Below are 19,681 nucleotides of genomic sequence, written 5' to 3'. Positions count from 1 at the left end.
TACACTCGCCGCCATGAGCGAGCTGATCCTGGGCATTGAATCTTCCTGCGACGAAACCGGCGTGGCCCTGGTGCGCACCAGCGCGCCGGGGCGCACGCCCGAACTGCTGGCGCACGCCCTGCACAGCCAGATCGAGATGCATCAGGCCTACGGCGGCGTGGTGCCCGAGCTGGCCAGCCGCGACCACATCCGCCGCGTGCTGCCGCTGACCCGCCATGTGCTGCAGCAGGCCAGCTGCACGCTGGCCCAGGTCGATCTGGTGGCCTACACGCGCGGGCCGGGCCTGGCCGGCGCGCTGCTGGTGGGCGCCGGCGTGGCCTGCGCGCTGGCGGCAGCGCTCGATCGCCCGGTGCTGGGCGTGCATCACCTGGAAGGGCATTTGCTGTCGCCCTTCCTGAGCGCCGACCCGCCGCAATTTCCCTTCGTCGCGCTGCTGGTCTCGGGCGGCCACACCCAGCTCATGCGCGTCGATGGCGTGGGCCGCTACGAGTTGCTGGGCGAGACCATCGACGACGCCGCCGGCGAAGCCTTCGACAAGTCGGCCAAGCTGCTGGGCCTGGGCTACCCTGGCGGGCCGGCGCTGGCGCGGCTGGCAGAAAAAGGCGACGAGCGCGCCTTCAAGTTGCCCCGTCCGCTGCTGCACAGCGGCGACCTGGATTTTTCCTTTGCCGGCCTCAAGACCGCCGTGCTGACCCAGGCGCGCAAACTGGGCGCGCAACTGCCTGAGCGCAGCGCCGACCTGGCCGCCAGCACGCAGGCCGCCATCGTCGAGGTGCTGGTCAGGAAGACCTTGAAGGCGCTGGATGCCACTGGGCTGCAGCGCGTCGTGGTGGCCGGCGGCGTGGGCGCCAACCGGCAACTGCGCACCCAGCTCGATGCAGCGTGCGCGCAGCGCGGCGTGCGCGTGCATTACCCCGAGCTGCATCTGTGTACCGACAACGGCGCCATGATCGCCATGGCCGCCGCCATGCGCGTGCAGGCTGGCCTGGCGCAGCCCCAGCGCGACTACCAGTTCGATGTCAAGCCGCGCTGGGCATTGGATGCCATTTCGGCCTCAAACCATTGACTGGCAAGCGCTGGAAGCTATATTTAAAATAGCAAAAGCAGAGGCCTGAAAACTGCCGGGCAGGTCGGCAGGACGCACAATCGGCGTCGCATCCCGTTGCCGATGACATCCATGTCCTGCCTGAACCGCCCTGTACTGCCTGCCCACTTCCCGCTGCGGCGTGCCGCGCCCCTCATATTGATCCTGCTGGGTGGCTGTGCTGCCCTGCCCGAGAGTGTCTCCGGCCTGGATCGCCCGCTGCCGGCCTTCACGCCCAACGATTTCGACAGCGCCAGCATCTACATGCGCCACATCCTGGCCTCGCAGGAGCAGACCTGCGAGGCAGCGCGCCGCGCCCTGCTCAGCCAGGGCTATGTGGTGCAGTCGGCCAGCCCCGAGCTGGTCACGGCGCGCAAGTTCTACCAACCCACTGCCGACACGCACTACACGGTGGAGATGCGCGTGGTCTGCGCTGCCGAAGATGGCCAGGACGGGCGCGCCTCGGCCTTTGCCAGCGCCGTGCAGGATCGCTACGTCATCAAGAAGGTCAACAACTCGGCCTCGCTGGGCGTGGGCGGGCTGGGCTCGGTTTCGCTGCCCTTCAGCGCCACCGAGGACAACCTGGTCAAGGTGGGCAGCGAAACCATCAGCGATGCGCGCTTCTACGCCAGCTTCTTCCAGCTCTTCGAGCGCTATGTGCGGGTGCTGCCCGCTGCCAGCGGGGCCGTGGTGCGCCCGCTGGCCAGCCAGACTCCCCTGCACGAGCGCGAGGCCGTGCCCCGGGACAGCCGGGAGCGGTAGGACTGCCGCCGTTGCCTAGAAAACCAGCCTTTCTGTCGGTTTCCTGCCGTCTTTTGACTGCTTTTGACGGCGTAGGCGCGTCAGTTGGCTGCTGATGGTGGAATTGCCTCCTGCGGTGGTCAAAAACCATTCTTTTGCCGGCAAGATGCGTCATTTGTCTTTAAAAATAGGATCATTTGCCTGTTTTTACCGACACTTGGTGCAGGTCGGATTTATTTGCCGCAAGGCGTGCAAAAGCCCGGTGCGGGCTTTCACAATCACTGCTGACCCGGCGCTCCATGCGCCATTTGCTTTTCATGAGCTTTCTTTTGCAGTGATTTGTCATGATCTTTCCTGATCGTCGTCTTGTTCTCCGGGCTGGTGCTGCTGCGCTGGCCTCTGGTTCGGCTCTCTGGCCAGGCCTGCTACGGGCTGCATCGGCCCAGGGCGGCCAGCCCATCAGGCTGGCCCTGGTGGAAAGCCTGTCGGGCAGTTTTGCCAACACCGGCGAGGCCGTGTTTCGCAATATCGCCTGGGCCGTGGAGCGGGTGAATGCGCGCGGCGGCGTGCCGCTGCCCGCCGCTGCCGCAGGCGCCCGGCCCCTGCAGCTGGCACGCTACGACAGCAAGGGCTCCAGCGAGGAGGCGCTGTCGGCGCTGCGTGCGGCCATCGACGACGGCGCGCGCGTCATCCTGCAGGGCAACTCCTCGGCCATCGCCTCGGTGCTGGTCGAGGCCATCAACAAGCACAACCAGCGCGAGCCGGACAAGCGCGTGCTGCTGCTGAACTACTCGGCGGTCGAACCCAGCCTGACCAATGACAAATGCAGCTTCTGGCACTTTCGCTTCGACGCCCACGCCGACATGCGCATGGCGGCGCTGATGGACGTGCTGCGCGAGGATGCCAGCCTGTCCCAGGTCTATCTGATCGGGCAGGACTACAGCTTCGGCCAGGCGGTGCTGCGCGAGGCGCGGCGCCAACTCGGTCAGTTGCGCCCGGATGTCGCCATCGCTGGCGAGGAGCTGCACGCCGTGGGCCGCATCAAGGACTTCGCGCCCTACGCCGTCAAGATCAAGGCCAGCGGCGCGCAGGCCGTCATCACCGGCAACTGGGGCAACGACCTGACGCTGCTGGTCAAGGCGGCGCGCGAGGTCGGCTGGAGCGGCATGTTCTACACCTTCTATGGCAACGCCCTGGGCGCGCCGGCGGCGCTGGGCGAGGCCGGCGTGGGCAAGGTCGTTGCCGTGGCCGACTGGCTGCCCAACATGCCCACTGCCGCCAGCGCGGCCTTCTACCGCTCGTTTCGCGAGCGCTTCCCCGACCCGCGCGATGACTATGTGCATATGCGGATGCAGCTCATGGTCGAGGCGCTGGCCCAGGCCATCGAGCGCGCCGGCAGCACCGAGGCCCTGGCTGTGGCGCGGGCGCTGGAGGGGGCGGATGTCTCCCTGGCCGGCCAGCATGGCCGGATGCGCGCCGTGGATCACCAGTTCCAGCAGCAGCTGGTGGTCGGCGTCATGGATCGGCTGGGCGCGCCGGGCGTGCAGTTCGATGTCGAAGGCTCGGGCTACGGCTTTCGCGTGGTGCGCCAGATCAGCGCCGAGCAGGCGCGGATGCCGACCAGCTGCCGCATGGTGCGGCCCTGAGGCTGGCTCAAGCCGTGCGCTGCCCGGGCCAGCGCAGACGCCGCCATTGCCGGCGCAGCTGTGGCAGGGCCTGGCGGGGCTGGGGCGCGTAGCGGGCCTGCTCCAGGCGCAGCAGCCACTGCGCCAGCGGCTGGGCCGGGGCGCCGAAATGCGCCAGCGCCTGCTGCGCCATGGCGCGCGGCGGCAGGTGCGCCGGCAGGCCCAGGCCGCTGCGTGCCAGGCGCTGGCGGGTGCGCGTCAGCAGGCGCTGCCAGGGGTCGTGCCGCTGGCGCTGCCAGGCTGCCCAGGCCGCGCCCAGGCCGGCGGCCAGCGCCGCCAGAATGCCCAGCACGCGCACCAGGTCGCGCCAGTCGGGCGTCTGCAGCCCCAGCTCCTGCAGCAGGCCGAGCTGGCGCTCTTGCGTGTAGTTGAGCACCCACTGGTTCCAGCGGTTGTTCGTCGCCTCCCACACGGCGCGCAGGTGCTGCAGCGCGCTCAGGCTGACCACCCCCGCCATGGCGCTGCCCAGCGCGCCGCGCGCCGGCTGCAGGCGCAGCGGCAGGCCGATGCGGTCGGGCGAGACCGAGGCCGTGGGATCGACGCGCAGCCAGCCGCGCCCCTCCAGCCAGACCTCCGACCAGGCGTGGGCGTCGCTCTGGCGCACTGTCCAGTAGCCGTCCACGTTGTTCATCTGCCCGCCCTGGTAGCCGGTCACGATGCGCGCCGGCACGCCGCCAGCGCGCATCAGCACCACGAAGGCCGAAGCGATGTGCTCGCAAAAGCCCTCCTTGCGGTCGAACCAGAATTCGTCGGCGGTGTGCGTGCCATAGATGCCCGGCTCCAGCGTGTAGCGGTAGCCGCCGGTCTTGAGGCGGGCCAGCGCGGCCTGCACGAAGTCCTGCGGCGCGCCGCCCGGCGGGTGCAGCTGCTGCGCCAGCTCCAGCGTGCGCGGGTTCAGGTTCTGCGGCAGCTGCAGATAGGGCTGCAGCACGCGCGTGCTCTGGCGCGGGCCGTGGCTGAACTGCAGGTGGCTGCTGGCGCGGTAGCGCAGCACGCTGGTCACCGGGCGCGAGGTCAGCCATTGCAGCTCGGGCGTCATGAAGGCGCGAAAGCCCTCGGGCAGCTCAGGCGGCTGCTCGGCTGCGTCCAGCACCAGCAGCCAGGGCCGGTGGCTGGGCTCCAGCGTGACCTCGTAGGGCAGGCCCTGGCCCCGCACCTGCAGTTGCGCCGGAGCAGGGTGCGCCCACACCAGGGCCTGGGCCTCGGGCCGCGACAGCGCCAGCCACTCCTGCCCATCGAAGACCGTCAGCACCGGGCCGCGAAAGTACAGCTCGCTTTGCGGCGGCGGCTGGCCACCCGGGGTATCGAAGCGCACGCGCAGGGCAATGCTGTCGTCCAGCGCCAGCTGCGCCACGCTGCCCACGCGCATCTGCGCCGACAGGCCGCTGCGCCCGCTGGCCATGTCGGCAGGCACGCCCCACAGCGGCGGCAGGCGTGGAAAGAACAGGAACAGCGCCAGCATGACCGGCGCGCCCAGCAGTGCCATCCAGCCGGCGGTGCGCAGCGCCTCGGTCAGCGGCGGGCGGCCCACCGGCATGTGGGCGTTGACCAGGGCGGTGAGCAGGCCCAGCAGCGCCACCAGCGTGGCCAGCGCCGTGGGCAGTGACTGCGAGAAGAAGAAATTGGCCACCAGGGTGAAGAAGCCCAGGAAGAAGATGACCATGGCGTCGCGCCGGGCGCGCAGCTCCAGGGTCTTGAGCGCCAGCAGCATGACGATGAAGGTCACCCCGGCTTCGTAGCCGACGATGGTGCGAAAACGCAGAAAGGTCAGCACCACCGCCAGCACCAGCAGCAGCACGCGCAGCCAGCGCCCGGGCAGGGGCCGCGCGCGCCAGGCCAGCAGGCCGCGCCACAGCAGCAGCACGCCGGTCAGCGCACTGGCCCAGGGCGGGATGTGGCCGATCAGCGGCGCCACGCACAGGGCGATGACCAGCAGCAGGAACAGCGTGTCGCGCGTATCGCGCGGCAGGGCGGCGAGGGTGGCCGGCAGGCTCATGGCTGCGCCTTCCTGCATGTCGTCAGCATGTCTGTAGTATCAAAAGCATAGCTGACAGCGCTTGCCTGCATTGGGTTTGGGCCGTATTTGACTGATATTCTCAGCACAGTGCCAGTGCCTCCAGGCAGGCGCGGCGGTGGGCGGCTCCGCTGTCCGGTGCGATGTGCCGGCCCGGCAGGCGCAGGCCATATTCCAGGCCCAGCCGGTCGGCCTGCAGCACCCAGGCGGCCAGCCGTGCCAGCCGCGCCTCGGGGTCGGCCAGGCCGGTGGCGGCGGCGTCCAGCCACAGCTCCAGGCTCTGGCTGCGCTGGGCATCGCGGCTGACCAGCTCGCCACTGCCGCTGGCCAGTACGCTGGCGGCTTTCTTCCAGACCACCTGGCGCAGCGTGTCGCCCTGGCGCCAGGCGCGCACGCCGTCGAACTCGCCGCTGCCCTGCTGGCTGGCGCTGGCGCCGCTGCCGGCGCGCGGCGCACCCACCGGCAGGGGCGGCGGGTGGGTCTCGGGCTGCGGATAGACCAGCAGCTGGGCAGCCGGCCGCCACAGCGTCCAGACGCGGAAGGCGCCCAGCGGGTACAGCGTCTGCGCCGTCAGCGTGGGCAGCTCGTGCAGGCCGCGCCGCTGCGGGGCAAAGGCGATCTGCACCGTGCTGCTGCCGCCGGCGGGCACATCGGCCAGCGCCCACTGCTCGGGCTGGCCGCTGCCGCGCACGGCCAGGGCGATGGCGCGGCGCGGGCGCCGGCGCGTGCTGTGCAGTTGCACCTCCAGCACGGCGGCGCTGGCGGCGAATTGCGGCTCGGGCGCGAGCAGGTGCAGCGTCAGCCCGCGCAGCGTGCCGTGGCAGACGTGGACGCTGGCGGCAGCGCTGCCGGCCAGCAGAAAGGTCAGCACATAGCCCAGGTTGAGCTGGAAATTGATGGACGCCACCAGCAGCACCAGCAGCGTCAGCGCCAGCATCCAGCCGGAGGCGGTGGGCAGGATGTAGAGGTTGCGCTGGGTCAGCTCCAGGGTGTCGGTGCGCGGCAATCGGGCCTGCCACCAGCGCTGCCAGCGCGCGGCCAGGGCGGTGCGCGGGCCGCGCAAGGTGGAGGCGGCTGACGTGGCAGCCATCACGACAGGGGCACGGCCTCGACCATGGCGCGCACCTGCTCGGCGGCGCCGCGCCCGGCGTCGCCCACGGGCACCAGGCGGTGCGCCACGGTCTGCGCCAGGATGGCCTGCACGTCGTCGGGTGCCACGTAGTCGCGCCCCTGCACCAGCGCCTGCGCCTTGGCCGCGCGCATCAGGGCGATGCCGGCGCGCGGCGACAGGCCCTGCAGGAACCAGCGGCCCGAGCGGGTCGCGGCGATCAAGTCCTGCACGTAGTTGAGCAGCGGCTCGGCGGCGTGCACGGCTAGCACCTGCTGCTGCAGCGCCGCCAGCTCGGGCACGCTCAGCAGCGGCTGCAGGCTGTCGACCATGTCGCGCCGGTCGTGCCCGGCCAGCAGCAGGCGCTCGGCGGCGCGGTCGGGGTAGCCCAGCGAGATGCGCATCAGAAAGCGGTCGAGCTGGCTCTCGGGCAGGGCGTAGGTGCCCAGCTGGTCATGCGGGTTCTGCGTGGCGATGACGAAGAACGGCTCGGGCAGGTTGCGCGTCGTGCCTTCGATGGAGACTTGCTTTTCCTCCATGGCTTCGAGCAGCGCGCTTTGCGTCTTGGGGCTGGCGCGGTTGATCTCGTCGGCCAGCAGCACCTGGGTGAAGACCGGGCCGGGGTGGAAGACGAAGGACTGGCTGGCGCGCTCATAGACCGACACGCCGGTCAGGTCGCTGGGCATCAGATCGGCGGTGAACTGCACGCGGGCAAACTGCAGCCCGAAAGTGCGCGCCAGGGCGTGCGCCAGCGTGGTCTTGCCGACGCCGGGAACGTCCTCGATCAGCAGGTGGCCGCCCGCCAGCAGGCAGGCCACGCAGTCCTGCACCTGCGCCTTTTTGCCCACGATCACCGTGTTAAGCTGATCCAGGAGCGCCTTGATCTTGTGGTGTACATGCATGGCGCGACGTTAGCCGAAAAATACAAGGGGGCTTGAACAATGACTACGGGCAGGACGGGCTATTACACCCACAGAGATTGCTGGAAACATGACATGGGCGCGGGCCACCCCGAATGCCCGGCGCGGCTCGATGCCATCGAAGACCGGCTGCTGGTCACTGGCGTGGCCGACTGCCTGGATCGGCGCGAGGCGCCACTGGCTTCGCTCAATGACATCGAGCTGGCGCACGACCGCATGTACGTTGCGGCGCTGCGCGGCCTGAATTTGCGCCTGATCGAGGAGGAGGACGCCGGCGGCCCGGCGCACGCGCAGATCGATACCGACACCGCCATGAACCGCCACACCTGGACGGCGGCGCTGCGCTCGGCGGGCGCGGCCCTGGCAGCCACCGATGCGGTCATGAGCGGCGAGCTGGAGAACGCCTTTTGCAGCGTGCGCCCGCCCGGCCACCATGCCGAGCGGGGCAAGTCCATGGGCTTTTGCTTCTTCAACAACGTGGCCGTGGCGGCCAAATACGCGCTGGAGCGCCACAACCTCAAGCGCGTGGCGGTGGTGGACTTCGACGTACACCATGGCAACGGCACGGAAAACATCCTCTCGGGCGACCCGCGGGTGCTGATGGTGGGTATCTTCCAGCACCCCTTCTACCCCTTCAGCGGCGACCAGAATCCGGCCGAGAACATGCTCAACGTGCCCGTGCCCGCCTACACCCGGGGCATGGACGTGCGCGACATCATCGAGATGATGTGGATGCCGCGCCTGGAGGCCTTTGAGCCGGAGATGATCTTCATCAGCGCCGGCTTCGACGCGCACCGCGAGGACGACATGGGCCAGCTCGGCCTGACCGAGCAGGACTACACCTGGATCACTATGCGCATCAAGGACGTGGCGCGGCGCTTTGCCAACAACCGCATCGTCTCCTGCCTGGAGGGCGGCTACATGATGGGGCCGCTGGCGCGCAGCGTGGAGGCGCATCTGCGCGTGCTGGCCGATCTGTGATGTGATGCACGAGGAACCCATGACCCCACCCACCATGACACAGACCGAGCGCCCGCCCCTGGTGCTGGCCGAGCGCGATGCGCGCGGCGTCTATACCCTGACGCTCAACGACCCCCGGCGCTTCAACGCCCTGGGCAGCGAGATGCTGGACGCGCTGCAGCACGCGCTCGATGAAGTGGCGCACGACGACGAGGCGCGCGCCGTGGTGCTGGCCGCCAATGGCAAGGCGTTCTGCGCCGGGCACAACCTCAAGGACATGGCGGCCAACCCCGACCTGGCGTGGTACCAGCAGTTGTTTGGCCAGTGCAGCCGTGTCATGCTGAGCATCCACAAGCTGCCGGTGCCGGTGATCGCGCGCGTACACGGCATGGCCACGGCGGCGGGCTGTCAGCTGGTCGCCCAGTGCGACCTGGCGGTGGCTACCTATGAATCGAGTTTTGCCACCAGCGGCATTCACTACGGCCTGTTCTGCTCCACGCCCAGCGTGCCGCTGGTGCGCAACGTGCCGGCCAAGCGCGCCATGGAGATGCTGCTCACGGGCGACTTCATCGATGCCCAGACGGCGCTGGCCGAAGGCCTGGTCAACCGCGTCGTGGCCCCGGGCCGGCTGGATGCCGAGATCGAGGCGCTGGTGCAGTCCATCGTGGAAAAGCCCCAGGTGGCGATTGCCATGGGCAAGGCGCTGGTCTATCAGCAGCGTGAGCTGGGGCTGGATGCCGCCTACCAGCTGGCTGGCCAGGCCATGGCCACGAACATGATGGACGACGCCGCCCAGGAGGGCGCGCGCGCCTTTGCCGAAAAGCGCCAGCCCGCCTGGAAGGCCGCGCACGGCGGCTGAAACGCACAGTCGCGCACCTGCCAGACAGCTCTCGACCTGGCAGGGTTGCGCTGGCATAATCGGCAAAAAGCACGATCGTTCGTTTTTGTGGGGCGCCGCTTTCTGCTGCGGTGCGACATAAAATCAGGCGGGTTTACGTAAACGTCAATTCATCAACAACCAGCATTTCTAGGAGCCGCAGCAATGAAGGTCTTGGTCCCCGTCAAGCGCGTGGTGGACTACAACGTGAAAGTCCGGGTGAAATCGGATGGCAGCGGTGTGGACACGGCCAACGTCAAGATGAGCATGAACCCCTTTGACGAGATCGCCGTGGAGGAGGCGGTTCGCCTGAAGGAAAAGGGCGTGGTCACGGAAGTGATCGCCGTCTCGTGCGGGGTGGCGCAGGCGCAGGAGACGCTGCGCACCGCCATGGCCATCGGCGCCGACCGGGCCATCCTGGTGGAGACGCCGGCGGACGCCGAGCTGCAGCCGCTGGCGGTGGCCAAGCTGCTCAAGGCCGTGGTGGACAAGGAGCAGCCCCAGCTGATCATCCTGGGCAAGCAGGCCATCGACGACGACGCCAACCAAGTCGGCCAGATGCTGGCCGCGCTGGCCGAGCTGCCCCAGGGCACCTTCGCCAGCAAAGTGGAAGTGGCCGACGGCAAGGCCAGCGTCACGCGCGAAGTCGATGGCGGGCTGGAGACCGTGCAGCTGTCGCTGCCGGCGGTGGTCACCACCGACCTGCGCCTCAACGAGCCGCGCTACGTCACGCTGCCCAACATCATGAAGGCCAAGAAAAAGCCCCTCGAGACGCTCAAGCCCGAAGAGCTGGGCGTCGATGTCGCCCCGCGCCTGAAGACACTCAAGGTGGCCGAGCCGGCCAAGCGCGGCGCTGGCGTCAAGGTGCCCGACGTGGCCACGCTGGTGGCCAAGCTGCGCGGCGAAGCCAAGGTCATCTAAGGGATAAGGACAAGGACACAAGACATGACAGCACTCGTCATTGCCGAACACGACAACCAAAGCCTCAAGAGCGCCACGCTCAACGCCGTCACCGCCGCCGCTGCCTGCGGCGGCGACGTCCACGTGCTGGTCGCTGGCGAGAACGCCCAGGCCGCCGCCGACGCTGCGGCAAAAATTGCCGGCGTCGCCAAGGTACTGCTGGCCGACGGCGCCAGCCTCAAGGACGCGCTGGCCGAGAACGTCGCTGCCCAAGTGCTGCAAATTGCCGGCCACTACAGCCACATCGTGTTCCCGGCCACCGCCAGCGGCAAGAACGTCGCGCCGCGCGTGGCCGCCAAGCTGGACGTGGCGCAAATCAGCGACATCACCAAGGTGGTCAGCAGCGACACCTTCGAGCGCCCCATCTACGCCGGCAACGCCATCGCCACCGTGCAAAGCGTGGACAGCGTCAAGGTCATCACCGTGCGCGGCACCGGCTTTGATGCCGCCGATGCAAGCAGCGGCAGCGCCAGCGTGGACAGGATCGACGCCGTGCAGGACTCTGGCAAAAGCGCCTTCGTGGGCCGCGAAGTCACCAAGAGCGACCGCCCCGAGCTCACCGCCGCCAAGGTCATCGTCTCCGGTGGCCGGGCGCTGGGCAGCGCCGAGAAGTTCCAGGCCGTGCTCACGCCGCTGGCCGACAAGCTGGGCGCGGCCATCGGCGCCAGCCGCGCCGCAGTCGATGCCGGCTACGCGCCCAACGATCTGCAGGTCGGCCAGACCGGCAAGATCGTGGCGCCCCAGCTGTACATCGCCGTGGGCATCAGCGGGGCCATCCAGCACCTGGCGGGCATGAAGGACTCCAAGGTCATCGTGGCCATCAACAAGGATGCGGAAGCGCCCATCTTCAGCGTGGCCGACTACGGCCTGGAGGCCGATCTGTTCGAGGCCGTGCCCGAGTTGATCAAGGCGCTGTAAACCGGCCTGCCGCCCTCAAGGCATCGCTTGCGATGCCTTTTTTTTGACTTTTTGACTTCTTCCCACCCTTTTTCGCGTTTTGCGTTCGCCGAGGTTCCCCATGAGTTACACCGCCCCCGTCAAGGACATGCTGTTTGCCATCGAGCATCTGGCAGGGATCGAGCAGGTTGCCCAGCTGCCCGGCTTCGAGGATGCCGGCCTGGACACTGCCGCTGCCGTGCTGGAAGAGTGCGCGCGTTTCAACGAGGGCGTGGTGGCGCCGCTGAACGTTGCCGGCGACCTCAACCCGTCCACCTGGAAGGACGGCCAGGTCAGCACCACGCCGGGCTTCAAGGAGGCTTTTGCCCAGTTTGCCGAAGGCGGCTGGCAGGGCCTGCAGCATCCGCAGGACTTCGGCGGTCAGGGCCTGCCCAAGACCATCGGCGCGGCCTGCGTGGAAATGCTCAACAGCGCCAACCTGAGCTTTGCCCTGTGCCCGCTGCTGACGGATGGCGCCATCGAGGCGCTGCTCACCGCCGGCAGTGATGAACTCAAGGCCGCCTACCTGGAAAAGCTGATCTCCGGCCAGTGGACTGGCACCATGAACCTGACCGAGCCCCAGGCCGGCTCGGATCTGGCGCTGGTGCGCACACGCGCCGATGCCCAGCCCGATGGCACCTACAGGATCTTCGGCACCAAGATCTTCATCACCTACGGCGAGCACGACATGGCCGAGAACATCGTCCATCTGGTGCTGGCGCGCGTGGCCGGTGCGCCCGAGGGCGTCAAGGGCATCAGCCTGTTCGTCGTGCCCAAGTTCCTGGTCAATGCCGACGGCTCGCTGGGTGCGCGCAACGACGCGCATTGCGTGTCCATCGAGCACAAGCTGGGCATCAAGGCCTCGCCCACGGCGGTGCTGCAGTTCGGCGACCATGGCGGTGCCGTGGGCTACCTGGTCGGTGAGGAAAACCGTGGCCTCGAATACATGTTCATCATGATGAATGCCGCGCGCTACGCCGTGGGCGTGCAGGGCATCGCCGTGGCCGAGCGCGCCTACCAGCACGCCGTCGCCTACGCCCGCGAGCGCGTGCAAAGCCGTCCGGTCGATGGCTCGGTGGCGGGCAGCGCCACCATCATCCACCACCCCGACGTGCGCCGCATGTTGATGACCATGCGCGCCTATACCGAAGGCTGCCGCGCCATGGCCACGGTGGCTGCCGCCGCCTATGACGCCGCGCACCACCACCCGGACGCCCAGGCGCGCAAGGACAACGCCACCTTTTACGAGTTCATGGTGCCACTGGTCAAGGGCTTTTCCACCGAGATGAGCCTGGAGGTCACGTCCCTGGGCGTGCAGGTGCATGGCGGCATGGGCTTCATCGAGGAAACCGGCGCCGCCCAGTACTACCGCGACGCCCGCATCCTGCCCATCTACGAGGGCACGACGGCCATCCAGGCCAATGACCTGGTGGGCCGCAAGACTGGGCGCGACGGCGGCCAGTCGGCGCGCGCCATCGCCGCGCAGATCGAAAAGACCGAGGGTGAGCTGCGCCAAAGCAGCAGCCCTGCCGCAGCCAGCATGGCCACGCGCCTGCAGGCCGCGCGCCAGGCCTTCCTGGAAGTGGTGGACTTCGTCGTTGCCCAGGGCAAATCCGACCCCAACGCCGTGTTCGCCGGCAGCGTGCCCTACCTGATGCTGACGGGCAACCTGGTGGCCGGCTGGCAGATGGCGCGCGCGCTGCTGGTGGCGCAAAAGCTGTCCTCCGAGGGACAGGACGTGGCCTTCATGCAGGCCAAGATCGCCACTGCGCAGTTCTACGCCGAGCACATCCTGGTCAAGGTGCCGGCGCTGCAGGCCGAAATCGTGCAGGGCGGTGCCAGCGTCATGGCACTGCCGCTCGAAGCGTTCTGACCACCCCTGCCGGAACTATGGAAAAGATAGCTGTCAGCGCTTGCCTGGCAAGGGCTGGCGGCTGTTTTCATTGAAAAAACCAGCACACCCGTGCCTTACCAACCCCCTGGAGACTCCATGCCCTTGCCGCCCGTCCTGCAAAAGCTGCGCCTGCCCATCATTGGCTCGCCGCTGTTCATCATCAGCAACCCCCAGCTCGTGATCGAGCAGTGCAAGGCCGGCATCGTCGGCTCCATGCCGGCGCTCAACGCCCGTCCGGCGGCGCAGCTCGACGACTGGCTGGCCGAGATCACCGAAACCCTGGCCGCCTGGGACAAGGCCAACCCGGAACGGCCTTCGGCACCGTTCGCCATCAACCAGATCGTCCACAAGAGCAACGACCGGCTGGAGCACGACATGCAGGTCTGCGCCAAGTACAAGGTGCCCATCGTCATCACCAGCCTGGGCGCACGCGAGGACGTGAACCAGGGCGTACACGGCTGGGGCGGCGTGGTGCTGCACGACATCATCAACAACAAGTTTGCGCACAAGGCCATCGACAAGGGCGCCGACGGCCTGATCGCCGTGGCCGCTGGTGCGGGCGGGCACGCCGGCGTCAAGAGCCCGTTTGCGCTGGTGCAGGAAATCCGCCAGTGGTTCGATGGCCCGCTGGCGCTGTCGGGTGCCATTGCCACGGGCGATGCCGTGCTGGCCGCGCAGGCTTGCGGAGCCGACTTCGCCTACATCGGCTCGGCCTTCATCGCCACGCACGAGGCGCGCGCGCAGGAGGCCTACAAGCAGGCCATCGTCGAAGGCACTTCGGACGACATCATCTACAGCAACCTGTTCACCGGTGTACACGGCAACTACCTGGCGCCATCGATCCGCGCCGCCGGGCTGGATCCGGACAACCTGCCCGAGTCCGACCCGAGCAAGATGAACTTCGGCGGCGACGCCAAGAAGGCCTGGAAGGACATCTGGGGCTGCGGCCAGGGCATTGGCGCTGTGGACGCAATCGTTCCTGCCGCCGAGCTGGTCGAGCGCCTGGGGCGCGAGTACCAGGCCGCCAGAAAGCGCCTGGCGCTGGGTTGATCGCTCCCGGTCAGCGGCCCGGTGCATGAACAAGAAAAGGCAGCCTCGGCTGCCTTTTCTTTTGCGGCCCGCCGCAGGGCGGTGCGGGGGTGTCAGCGGTGCAGCTCGCCTGCGCTCTCGGGCTGGAAGGTGATCGAATCGACCCGCACCGTGACCTGGCCGGTGGGGCTGGGCATCTCGAACTCGTCGCCCACGGCCAGGCCCAGCAGGGCGATGCCCACGGGGGCAAAGATGGACACCTTGTCGCCCGAGCCATCCATCTCCCGGGGATAGACCAGGGTCAGGGTGCTGCTTTTTTTCGTCTCCAGGATGGTGAACTGCACGGTGGAGTTCATGGTCACCACGTTGGGCGGCATGTCCTTGGGGTCGAGCACGTCGGCGCGGTCGAGTTCGGCCTCCAGTTGGTCGCGGCCCGGGAAGGGCGTGGTGCTTTTGTCCAGCAAGGCCTCGATGCGATCCATGTCCAGGGACGACAGGGTGATGGCGGGTTTGCGCAGCATGATGGGCTCCCTTTCGGGTGGTGGTTGTTCGGATGGTGGGGACGCGCGGCGGCGCTCCAGGGCAGCTTGCCAGACGGACAAAAGCCCGGGCAACGGGGTTGTCCGGGCCTGGGCAAGGTGCTGTGGGGGGCGCCTTGGGCGCAATGCCTGCGATTGTGCGGCCCGGCCCGGGCTTTGCCAAGGAATGCCGTACAGGCGTGCTGCGAATTGCGCGCGGCTTGCCAAGCAACGGCAAAGCCCGTAGGCCGGCGGTGGCCCGGGCGCTGGGCCGTTCAGCCATTCAGCCGCTCAGCCCATGAGCTGGCGTGCGTGGTGGCGCAGGTGCTCGTCCATGAAGGTCTGCACGAAGTAGTAGCCGTGGTCGTAGCCGGCGTGGCGGCGCAGCGTGAGGGGCTGGCCGGCAGCCTGGCAGGCGGCCTCGAACAGGTGCGGGTGCAGCTGCTCGGCCAGGAATTTGTCGTCCAGGCCCTGGTCGATCAGGATGCCGGCCGGCCAGGGCGCGCTGCGGTGGCCGCTCATCAGTTCGGTGGCGTCGTGCGCGCTCCAGGTACTGCGATCGGCGCCTAGGTAGCCGGTGAAGGCTTTTTCGCCCCAGGGGCAGCGCGTGGGCGCGCAGATCGGCGCGAAGGCCGAGACGCTCCTGAAGCGCCCCGGGTGGCGCAGCGCCAGGGTCAGTGCGCCGTGCCCGCCCATGCTGTGGCCGGTGATGCCCAGGCGCTGGCCGTCGATGGGCAGCGCATCGGCCAGCAGCGGCAGCAGCTCGGCCAGCAGCCAGCTTTCCATGCGCCAGTGCGCCGACCAGGGGGCCTGCGTGGCGTCCAGGTAAAAGCCCGCGCCGATGCCGAAGTCCCAGGCGTCGGCCTCGCCGGGCACGCCCGCGCCGCGCGGGCTGGTGTCCGGGGCGATCAACGCCAGGCCCAGCTCGGCGGCCAGTCTTTGCGCGCCGGCCTTGGTCGGGAAGGTGTCTTCGGTGCAGGTCAGTCCCGCCAGGTAGAGCAGCGCCGGCACGGGTGCGCCGGCCAGCGCCTTGGGCGGCAGGTACACCGCCGCGCGCATGGGCAGGCCGGTGGCCGCCGAGTCGTGGCGGTAGTAGCGCTGCTCGCCGCCAAAGCAGGCGTGGGTGCTGAGAAGCTCCAGTGTGGGCTGGGTCTGCTGTGCTGCAGTCATGTGTACTCCTTGATTGATAGCTGCGAGCGCTTGTCAGCATTGGCTTTCAGAATGAAAAATATCTGAAAACGTTGCAGGACAAGCGCTGGCAGCTATGGTTTTTGCCTGCCTCAGTCTGCGTTCATGGGGCGTAATGCACTACCGAGCGGATGGATTCGCCCCGGTGCATGAGGTCGAAGGCCTCATTGATATCGGTCAGCGGCATGGTGTGCGTGACAAACGGCGCCAGCTGGATGCGCCCGGCCATGGCGTCCTCGACCATGCCGGGCAGCTCGCTCCTGCCCTTGACGCCGCCAAACGCCGTGCCCAGCCACTTGCGCCCGGTGACCAGCTGGAAGGGCCGGGTGCTGATCTCCTGGCCGCTGCCGGCCACGCCGATGATGACGCTCTGGCCCCAGCCACGATGCGCGCATTCCAGCGCCGCACGCATGACATGAACGTTGCCGATGCACTCGAAGCTGTGATCCACGCCCCAGCCCGTCATCTCGACGATGACCTGCTGGATGGGCTGCTCGTAGTCCTTTGGGTTGACGCAGTCGGTGGCGCCGAAGGTGCGCGCCAGCTCGAACTTGGCGGGGTTGGTGTCGATGGCGATGATGCGCCCGGCACCGGCGAGCTTTGCGCCCTGCACCACGGCCAGGCCGATGCCGCCCAGGCCGAACACGGCCACGCTGTCGCCGGGCTGCACGCGGGCGGTGTTTTTCACGGCGCCCAGGCCGGTGGTCACGCCGCAGCCCAGCAGGCAGACCTGCTCGGGGTTGGCCTCGGGGCTGACCTTGGCCAGCGAGACCTCGGCCACCACGGTGTATTCGGAGAACGTCGAGCAGCCCATGTAGTGGTAGATGGGCTGGCCGTTGTAGGAAAAGCGCGTGGTGCCGTCGGGCATCAGGCCCTTGCCCTGGGTGGCGCGCACGGCCACGCACAGGTTGGTCTTGCCGCTCTTGCAAAACAGGCACTCGCCGCATTCGGCGGTGTACAGCGGGATGACGTGGTCGCCCGGCTGGACGCTGGTCACGCCCTCGCCGACTTCCACGACGATGCCCGCGCCCTCGTGGCCCAGCACGGCGGGGAAGACCCCTTCCGGGTCGTCGCCCGAGAGGGTGAAGGCGTCGGTGTGGCATACGCCGGTGTGCGTGATGCGCACCAGCACTTCGCCAGCCTTCGGGGGTGCGACATCGATCTCGATGATTTGCAAGGGTTGGCCAGCGGCAAAGGCGACGGCGGCGCGTGATTTCATGGCAGACCTTTTCTGTCGGATGTTGGAGGGAGGCGGAAGCTGGCACTGTAGGCCACGGTCGCCCAAAACGAAAAAGCCCGCAGGCATGACACCTGCGGGCCGGGGGCAAGGGCGCGCGGCCCCTGCGGGTGTGGCGGATGGTGGTGCGTGGCCGGCAGCCGGTTCAGCGCTGGCCCAGCTCGGGCACGTCGCGGCGCGGTGCGCCGACGAAGAGCTGGCGCGGGCGGCCGATCTTGTACTCGGGGTCGGCAATCATCTCGTTGAGCTGCGCGATCCAGCCCACGGTGCGCGCCAGCGCGAAGATGCCGGTGAACAGCTTGGTCGGGATGCCGATGGCGCGCTGCACGATGCCCGAGTAGAAGTCCACGTTCGGGTAGAGCTTGCGCTGCACGAAGTAATCGTCCTCCAGGGCGATCTGTTCGAGCTTCTTGGCCAGGGCGAACAGCGGGTCGTTGTGCAGGCCCAGGGCTTCGAGCACCTCGTTGGTGGTCTCCTGCATCAGCTTGGCGCGCGGGTCGTAGTTCTTGTACACGCGGTGGCCAAAGCCCATCAGGCGCACGCCCGAGTTCTTGTCCTTGACCTGCTCCATGAACTCGCCGACCTTGGCGATGCCGCCGTTGGCCTGGATGTCTTCGAGCATGTTCAAGCAGGCCTCGTTGGCGCCGCCGTGCGCCGGGCCCCACAGGCAGGCCACGCCGGCGGCAATGGCGGCGAACGGGTTGGTGCCCGAGCTGCCGCACAGGCGCACGGTGGAGGTGGAGGCGTTCTGCTCGTGGTCGGCGTGCAGGATGAAGATGCGATCCATGGCGCGCTCCAGCACCGGATCGACCTTGTAGTCCTCGCACGGTGTGCCGAACATCATGCGCAGGAAGTTGCCGGCATAGCTCAGCTCGTTCCTCGGGTACATGTACGGCTCGCCCTTGCCGTACTTGTAGGCCATGGCCACCAGCGTCGGCATCTTGGAGATCAGGCGGATGGCGGCGATGTGGCGGTGCTCGGGATTGTTGATGTCGGTGCTGTCGTGATAGAAGGCCGACAGCGCGCCCACCAGGCCCGTCAGCACGGCCATGGGGTGGGCGTCGCGGCGAAAGCCCCGCAGGAAGAACTGCATCTGCTCGTTGACCATGGTGTGCTTGAGCACCAGGCGATGGAACTCGTCGCGCTGGCCGCCATTGGGCAGCTCGCCGTTGAGCAGCAGGTAGCAGGTGTCCAGGTAGTCGCACTTGGTGGCCAGCTGCTCGATGGGGTAGCCGCGGTACAGCAGCTCGCCCTTGTCGCCATCGATGTAGGTGATGGACGACTGGCAGGAGGCCGTGGACAAAAAGCCCGGGTCGTAGGTGAACATGCCGGTCTGGCCGTAGAGCTTGCGGATGTCCACCACGTCCGGGCCGATGGTGCCTTGATAGACCGGTAGCTCCACGCTCGGGTTGCCATTGCTGAACGAGAGCGTCGCTTTGTTGTCGGCCAGTTTCATTTCCGGTTTCCTTGGGGGTTGTGTTGGCTTGGGCAAAAGGGAGGAGGGCGGCGCCCTCAGGGGCGCTGGCGCATTTGCGCCAGCACGCCGCGCACTTCCTCGGTGTCCAGCTCGCCGCTGGGCTCGGTGCGAACCAGCAGCAGGTCGAGCAGGTCGTTGTCGGACAGATCCATGAGCTGCGCCAGGCCGCGCGCCTGGGCGTGGCTCAGCTGGGCGCCGTGGGTGTTGAAGAAACGCTCGATGAACAAGTCGTTTTCCACCAGGCCGCGCCGGCAGCGCCAGCGCAGCACGGAGGTTTCGCGCTCGGTCAGCAGCGTCTCGCCGGAGTCGGCCATGCGTCCCGCCTTCAGGGGGTCAGATGGCGCGACGCACCATCAGCTCGCGTATCTTGCTGATGGCGGCTGCAGGCTTGAGGCCCTTGGGGCACACGTCCACGCAGTTCATGATGGTGTGGCAGCGGAACAGCCGGTACGGGTCTTCCAGGTTGTCCAGGCGCTCGCTGGTGGCCTGGTCGCGGCTGTCGGCGATGAAGCGGTAGGCCTGCAGCAGGCCCGCCGGGCCGACGAACTTGTCCGGGTTCCACCAGAAGCTCGGGCAGGCCGTGGAGCAGCTGGCGCACAGGATGCACTCGTACAGGCCGTCGAGCTCCTCGCGCTCCTCGGGCGACTGCAGGCGCTCCTTGGACGGTGAGGTCGGCGTGTCGTTGATCAGGTAGGGCTTGATCGAGTGGTACTGGTTGAAGAACTGCGTCATGTCCACGATCAGGTCGCGGATCACCGGCAGGCCGGGCAGGGGCTTGAGCACGATGTCGCCGGTCAGCGACTTCATGTTTGTGAGGCACGCCAGGCCGTTCTTGCCGTTGATGTTCATGGCGTCCGAGCCGCACACGCCCTCGCGGCAGGAGCGGCGAAACGACAGCGTCGGGTCTTGCTTCTTGAGCTTGACCAGCGCGTCCAGCAGCATCCGCTCATGGCCGTCCAGCTCCACCTGCATGGTCTGCATGTAGGGCTTGGCGTCCTTGTCCGGGTCGTAGCGATAGATCTTGAAGGTGCGTTGCATGGCTTGTGTCTTTCG

Annotated in this window: 19 protein-coding genes; 10 read left to right on the top strand and 9 right to left on the bottom strand. The window is 67.9% G+C overall.

From position 1 onward, the window contains the following. The first annotated feature begins 13 nt into the window (after positions 1–13). The 4 genes from tsaD (at position 14) to IDM45_RS07770 (ending at position 3,471) form a co-directional block, all read left to right on the top strand. Complete coding sequence (gene tsaD, locus IDM45_RS07785; RefSeq protein WP_209422331.1) at positions 14–1,066, top strand: tRNA (adenosine(37)-N6)-threonylcarbamoyltransferase complex transferase subunit TsaD; 1,053 nt, start codon at positions 14–16, stop codon at positions 1,064–1,066. A 111-nt stretch (positions 1,067–1,177) separates the two neighbouring features. After that, a complete protein-coding gene (locus IDM45_RS07780) occupies positions 1,178–1,846 on the top strand; it encodes a DUF2242 domain-containing protein (protein WP_209422330.1) in 669 nt (222 codons plus the stop codon). Positions 1,847–1,943: 97 nt separating this feature from the next. Beyond that, positions 1,944–2,183 carry a hypothetical protein gene (locus tag IDM45_RS07775; protein WP_209422329.1) on the top strand — a complete coding sequence of 80 codons (240 nt, stop codon included), beginning with the start codon at positions 1,944–1,946 and terminating at the stop codon, positions 2,181–2,183. Then, entirely contained in the window at positions 2,170–3,471 is a 1,302-nt protein-coding gene (locus IDM45_RS07770) for a branched-chain amino acid ABC transporter substrate-binding protein (protein WP_209422328.1), read from the top strand. The genes IDM45_RS07775 and IDM45_RS07770 overlap by 14 nt, the downstream gene beginning before the upstream one ends. Before the next feature lie 7 nt (positions 3,472–3,478). Here the strand turns inward: IDM45_RS07770 and IDM45_RS07765 are convergent, their stop codons facing one another. From IDM45_RS07765 to IDM45_RS07755, 3 genes are all read right to left on the bottom strand, one after another. After that, complete coding sequence (locus IDM45_RS07765; protein ID WP_209424048.1) at positions 3,479–5,506, bottom strand: transglutaminase family protein; 2,028 nt, start codon at positions 5,504–5,506, stop codon at positions 3,479–3,481. Between the two features lie 100 nt (positions 5,507–5,606). Further along, positions 5,607–6,614 carry a DUF58 domain-containing protein gene (locus IDM45_RS07760; RefSeq protein WP_209422327.1) on the bottom strand — a complete coding sequence of 336 codons (1,008 nt, stop codon included), beginning with the start codon at positions 6,612–6,614 and terminating at the stop codon, positions 5,607–5,609. Next, complete coding sequence (locus IDM45_RS07755; protein WP_209422326.1) at positions 6,614–7,534, bottom strand: AAA family ATPase; 921 nt, start codon at positions 7,532–7,534, stop codon at positions 6,614–6,616. The genes IDM45_RS07760 and IDM45_RS07755 overlap by 1 nt, the downstream gene beginning before the upstream one ends. A 39-nt stretch (positions 7,535–7,573) precedes the next feature. Here IDM45_RS07755 and IDM45_RS07750 point away from each other — a divergent pair, with 39 nt between their 5' ends. From IDM45_RS07750 to IDM45_RS07725, 6 genes are all read left to right on the top strand, one after another. Continuing rightward, on the top strand, positions 7,574–8,533 hold the full coding sequence (locus IDM45_RS07750) for a histone deacetylase family protein (protein WP_209422325.1): 960 nt from the start codon (positions 7,574–7,576) through the stop codon (positions 8,531–8,533). A 19-nt stretch (positions 8,534–8,552) separates the two neighbouring features. Continuing rightward, a complete protein-coding gene (locus tag IDM45_RS07745; protein WP_209422324.1) occupies positions 8,553–9,371 on the top strand; it encodes an enoyl-CoA hydratase in 819 nt (272 codons plus the stop codon). Between the two features lie 183 nt (positions 9,372–9,554). After that, entirely contained in the window at positions 9,555–10,310 is a 756-nt protein-coding gene (locus tag IDM45_RS07740) for an electron transfer flavoprotein subunit beta/FixA family protein (RefSeq protein ID WP_209422323.1), read from the top strand. Positions 10,311–10,334: 24 nt separating this feature from the next. Beyond that, the gene (locus tag IDM45_RS07735) at positions 10,335–11,267 is read left to right on the top strand and encodes an electron transfer flavoprotein subunit alpha/FixB family protein (RefSeq protein WP_209422322.1); all 933 of its coding nucleotides are present in this window, start codon (positions 10,335–10,337) and stop codon (positions 11,265–11,267) included. Positions 11,268–11,367: 100 nt separating this feature from the next. After that, positions 11,368–13,158, top strand: coding sequence for an acyl-CoA dehydrogenase (locus tag IDM45_RS07730; RefSeq protein ID WP_209422321.1), 1,791 nt, complete (start codon positions 11,368–11,370; stop codon positions 13,156–13,158). 117 nt (positions 13,159–13,275) lie between these two features. After that, positions 13,276–14,229, top strand: a complete 954-nt coding sequence (locus IDM45_RS07725; protein WP_209422320.1) for an NAD(P)H-dependent flavin oxidoreductase — start codon at positions 13,276–13,278, stop codon at positions 14,227–14,229. 92 nt (positions 14,230–14,321) lie between these two features. Here the strand turns inward: IDM45_RS07725 and rnk are convergent, their stop codons facing one another. From rnk to IDM45_RS07695, 6 genes are all read right to left on the bottom strand, one after another. Next, on the bottom strand, positions 14,322–14,729 hold the full coding sequence (rnk, locus tag IDM45_RS07720; protein WP_209422319.1) for a nucleoside diphosphate kinase regulator: 408 nt from the start codon (positions 14,727–14,729) through the stop codon (positions 14,322–14,324). 288 nt (positions 14,730–15,017) lie between these two features. Next, entirely contained in the window at positions 15,018–15,896 is an 879-nt protein-coding gene (gene fghA / locus IDM45_RS07715; protein ID WP_209422318.1) for an S-formylglutathione hydrolase, read from the bottom strand. Between the two features lie 121 nt (positions 15,897–16,017). Further along, entirely contained in the window at positions 16,018–17,133 is a 1,116-nt protein-coding gene (locus IDM45_RS07710; RefSeq protein WP_209422317.1) for an S-(hydroxymethyl)glutathione dehydrogenase/class III alcohol dehydrogenase, read from the bottom strand. Between the two features lie 163 nt (positions 17,134–17,296). Then, positions 17,297–18,607 (bottom strand): citrate synthase, encoded by a 1,311-nt coding sequence (locus IDM45_RS07705; RefSeq protein ID WP_209422316.1) that lies wholly within the window; start codon positions 18,605–18,607, stop codon positions 17,297–17,299. A 56-nt stretch (positions 18,608–18,663) separates the two neighbouring features. Beyond that, on the bottom strand, positions 18,664–18,942 hold the full coding sequence (locus IDM45_RS07700) for an FAD assembly factor SdhE (RefSeq protein ID WP_209422315.1): 279 nt from the start codon (positions 18,940–18,942) through the stop codon (positions 18,664–18,666). A 19-nt stretch (positions 18,943–18,961) separates the two neighbouring features. Further along, positions 18,962–19,666, bottom strand: a complete 705-nt coding sequence (locus IDM45_RS07695; protein ID WP_209422314.1) for a succinate dehydrogenase iron-sulfur subunit — start codon at positions 19,664–19,666, stop codon at positions 18,962–18,964. Positions 19,667–19,681 lie beyond the last annotated feature (15 nt).

Origin of the sequence: Melaminivora jejuensis (genome assembly GCF_017811175.1) — a bacterium.
Lineage (GTDB): Bacteria > Pseudomonadota > Gammaproteobacteria > Burkholderiales > Burkholderiaceae_C > Melaminivora > Melaminivora jejuensis.
The sequence above is the reverse complement of the archived record's forward strand: the minus strand, read 5'-3'. Positions and strand labels throughout refer to the sequence as shown.

Excerpts from the sequence above, each read along its gene's own strand:
- tsaD (WP_209422331.1), top strand. The coding sequence starts at position 14 with ATGAGCGAGCTGATCCTGGGCATTGAATCTTCCTGCGACGAAACCGGC.
- IDM45_RS07780 (WP_209422330.1), top strand. The coding sequence starts at position 1,178 with ATGTCCTGCCTGAACCGCCCTGTACTGCCTGCCCACTTCCCGCTGCGG.
- IDM45_RS07770 (WP_209422328.1), top strand. The coding sequence starts at position 2,170 with ATGATCTTTCCTGATCGTCGTCTTGTTCTCCGGGCTGGTGCTGCTGCG.
- IDM45_RS07765 (WP_209424048.1), bottom strand. The coding sequence starts at position 5,506 with ATGAGCCTGCCGGCCACCCTCGCCGCCCTGCCGCGCGATACGCGCGAC.
- IDM45_RS07760 (WP_209422327.1), bottom strand. The coding sequence starts at position 6,614 with ATGGCTGCCACGTCAGCCGCCTCCACCTTGCGCGGCCCGCGCACCGCC.
- IDM45_RS07755 (WP_209422326.1), bottom strand. The coding sequence starts at position 7,534 with ATGCATGTACACCACAAGATCAAGGCGCTCCTGGATCAGCTTAACACG.
- IDM45_RS07750 (WP_209422325.1), top strand. The coding sequence starts at position 7,574 with ATGACTACGGGCAGGACGGGCTATTACACCCACAGAGATTGCTGGAAA.
- IDM45_RS07745 (WP_209422324.1), top strand. The coding sequence starts at position 8,553 with ATGACCCCACCCACCATGACACAGACCGAGCGCCCGCCCCTGGTGCTG.
- IDM45_RS07740 (WP_209422323.1), top strand. The coding sequence starts at position 9,555 with ATGAAGGTCTTGGTCCCCGTCAAGCGCGTGGTGGACTACAACGTGAAA.
- IDM45_RS07735 (WP_209422322.1), top strand. The coding sequence starts at position 10,335 with ATGACAGCACTCGTCATTGCCGAACACGACAACCAAAGCCTCAAGAGC.
- IDM45_RS07730 (WP_209422321.1), top strand. The coding sequence starts at position 11,368 with ATGAGTTACACCGCCCCCGTCAAGGACATGCTGTTTGCCATCGAGCAT.
- IDM45_RS07725 (WP_209422320.1), top strand. The coding sequence starts at position 13,276 with ATGCCCTTGCCGCCCGTCCTGCAAAAGCTGCGCCTGCCCATCATTGGC.
- rnk (WP_209422319.1), bottom strand. The coding sequence starts at position 14,729 with ATGCTGCGCAAACCCGCCATCACCCTGTCGTCCCTGGACATGGATCGC.
- fghA (WP_209422318.1), bottom strand. The coding sequence starts at position 15,896 with ATGACTGCAGCACAGCAGACCCAGCCCACACTGGAGCTTCTCAGCACC.
- IDM45_RS07710 (WP_209422317.1), bottom strand. The coding sequence starts at position 17,133 with ATGAAATCACGCGCCGCCGTCGCCTTTGCCGCTGGCCAACCCTTGCAA.
- IDM45_RS07705 (WP_209422316.1), bottom strand. The coding sequence starts at position 18,607 with ATGAAACTGGCCGACAACAAAGCGACGCTCTCGTTCAGCAATGGCAAC.
- IDM45_RS07700 (WP_209422315.1), bottom strand. The coding sequence starts at position 18,942 with ATGGCCGACTCCGGCGAGACGCTGCTGACCGAGCGCGAAACCTCCGTG.
- IDM45_RS07695 (WP_209422314.1), bottom strand. The coding sequence starts at position 19,666 with ATGCAACGCACCTTCAAGATCTATCGCTACGACCCGGACAAGGACGCC.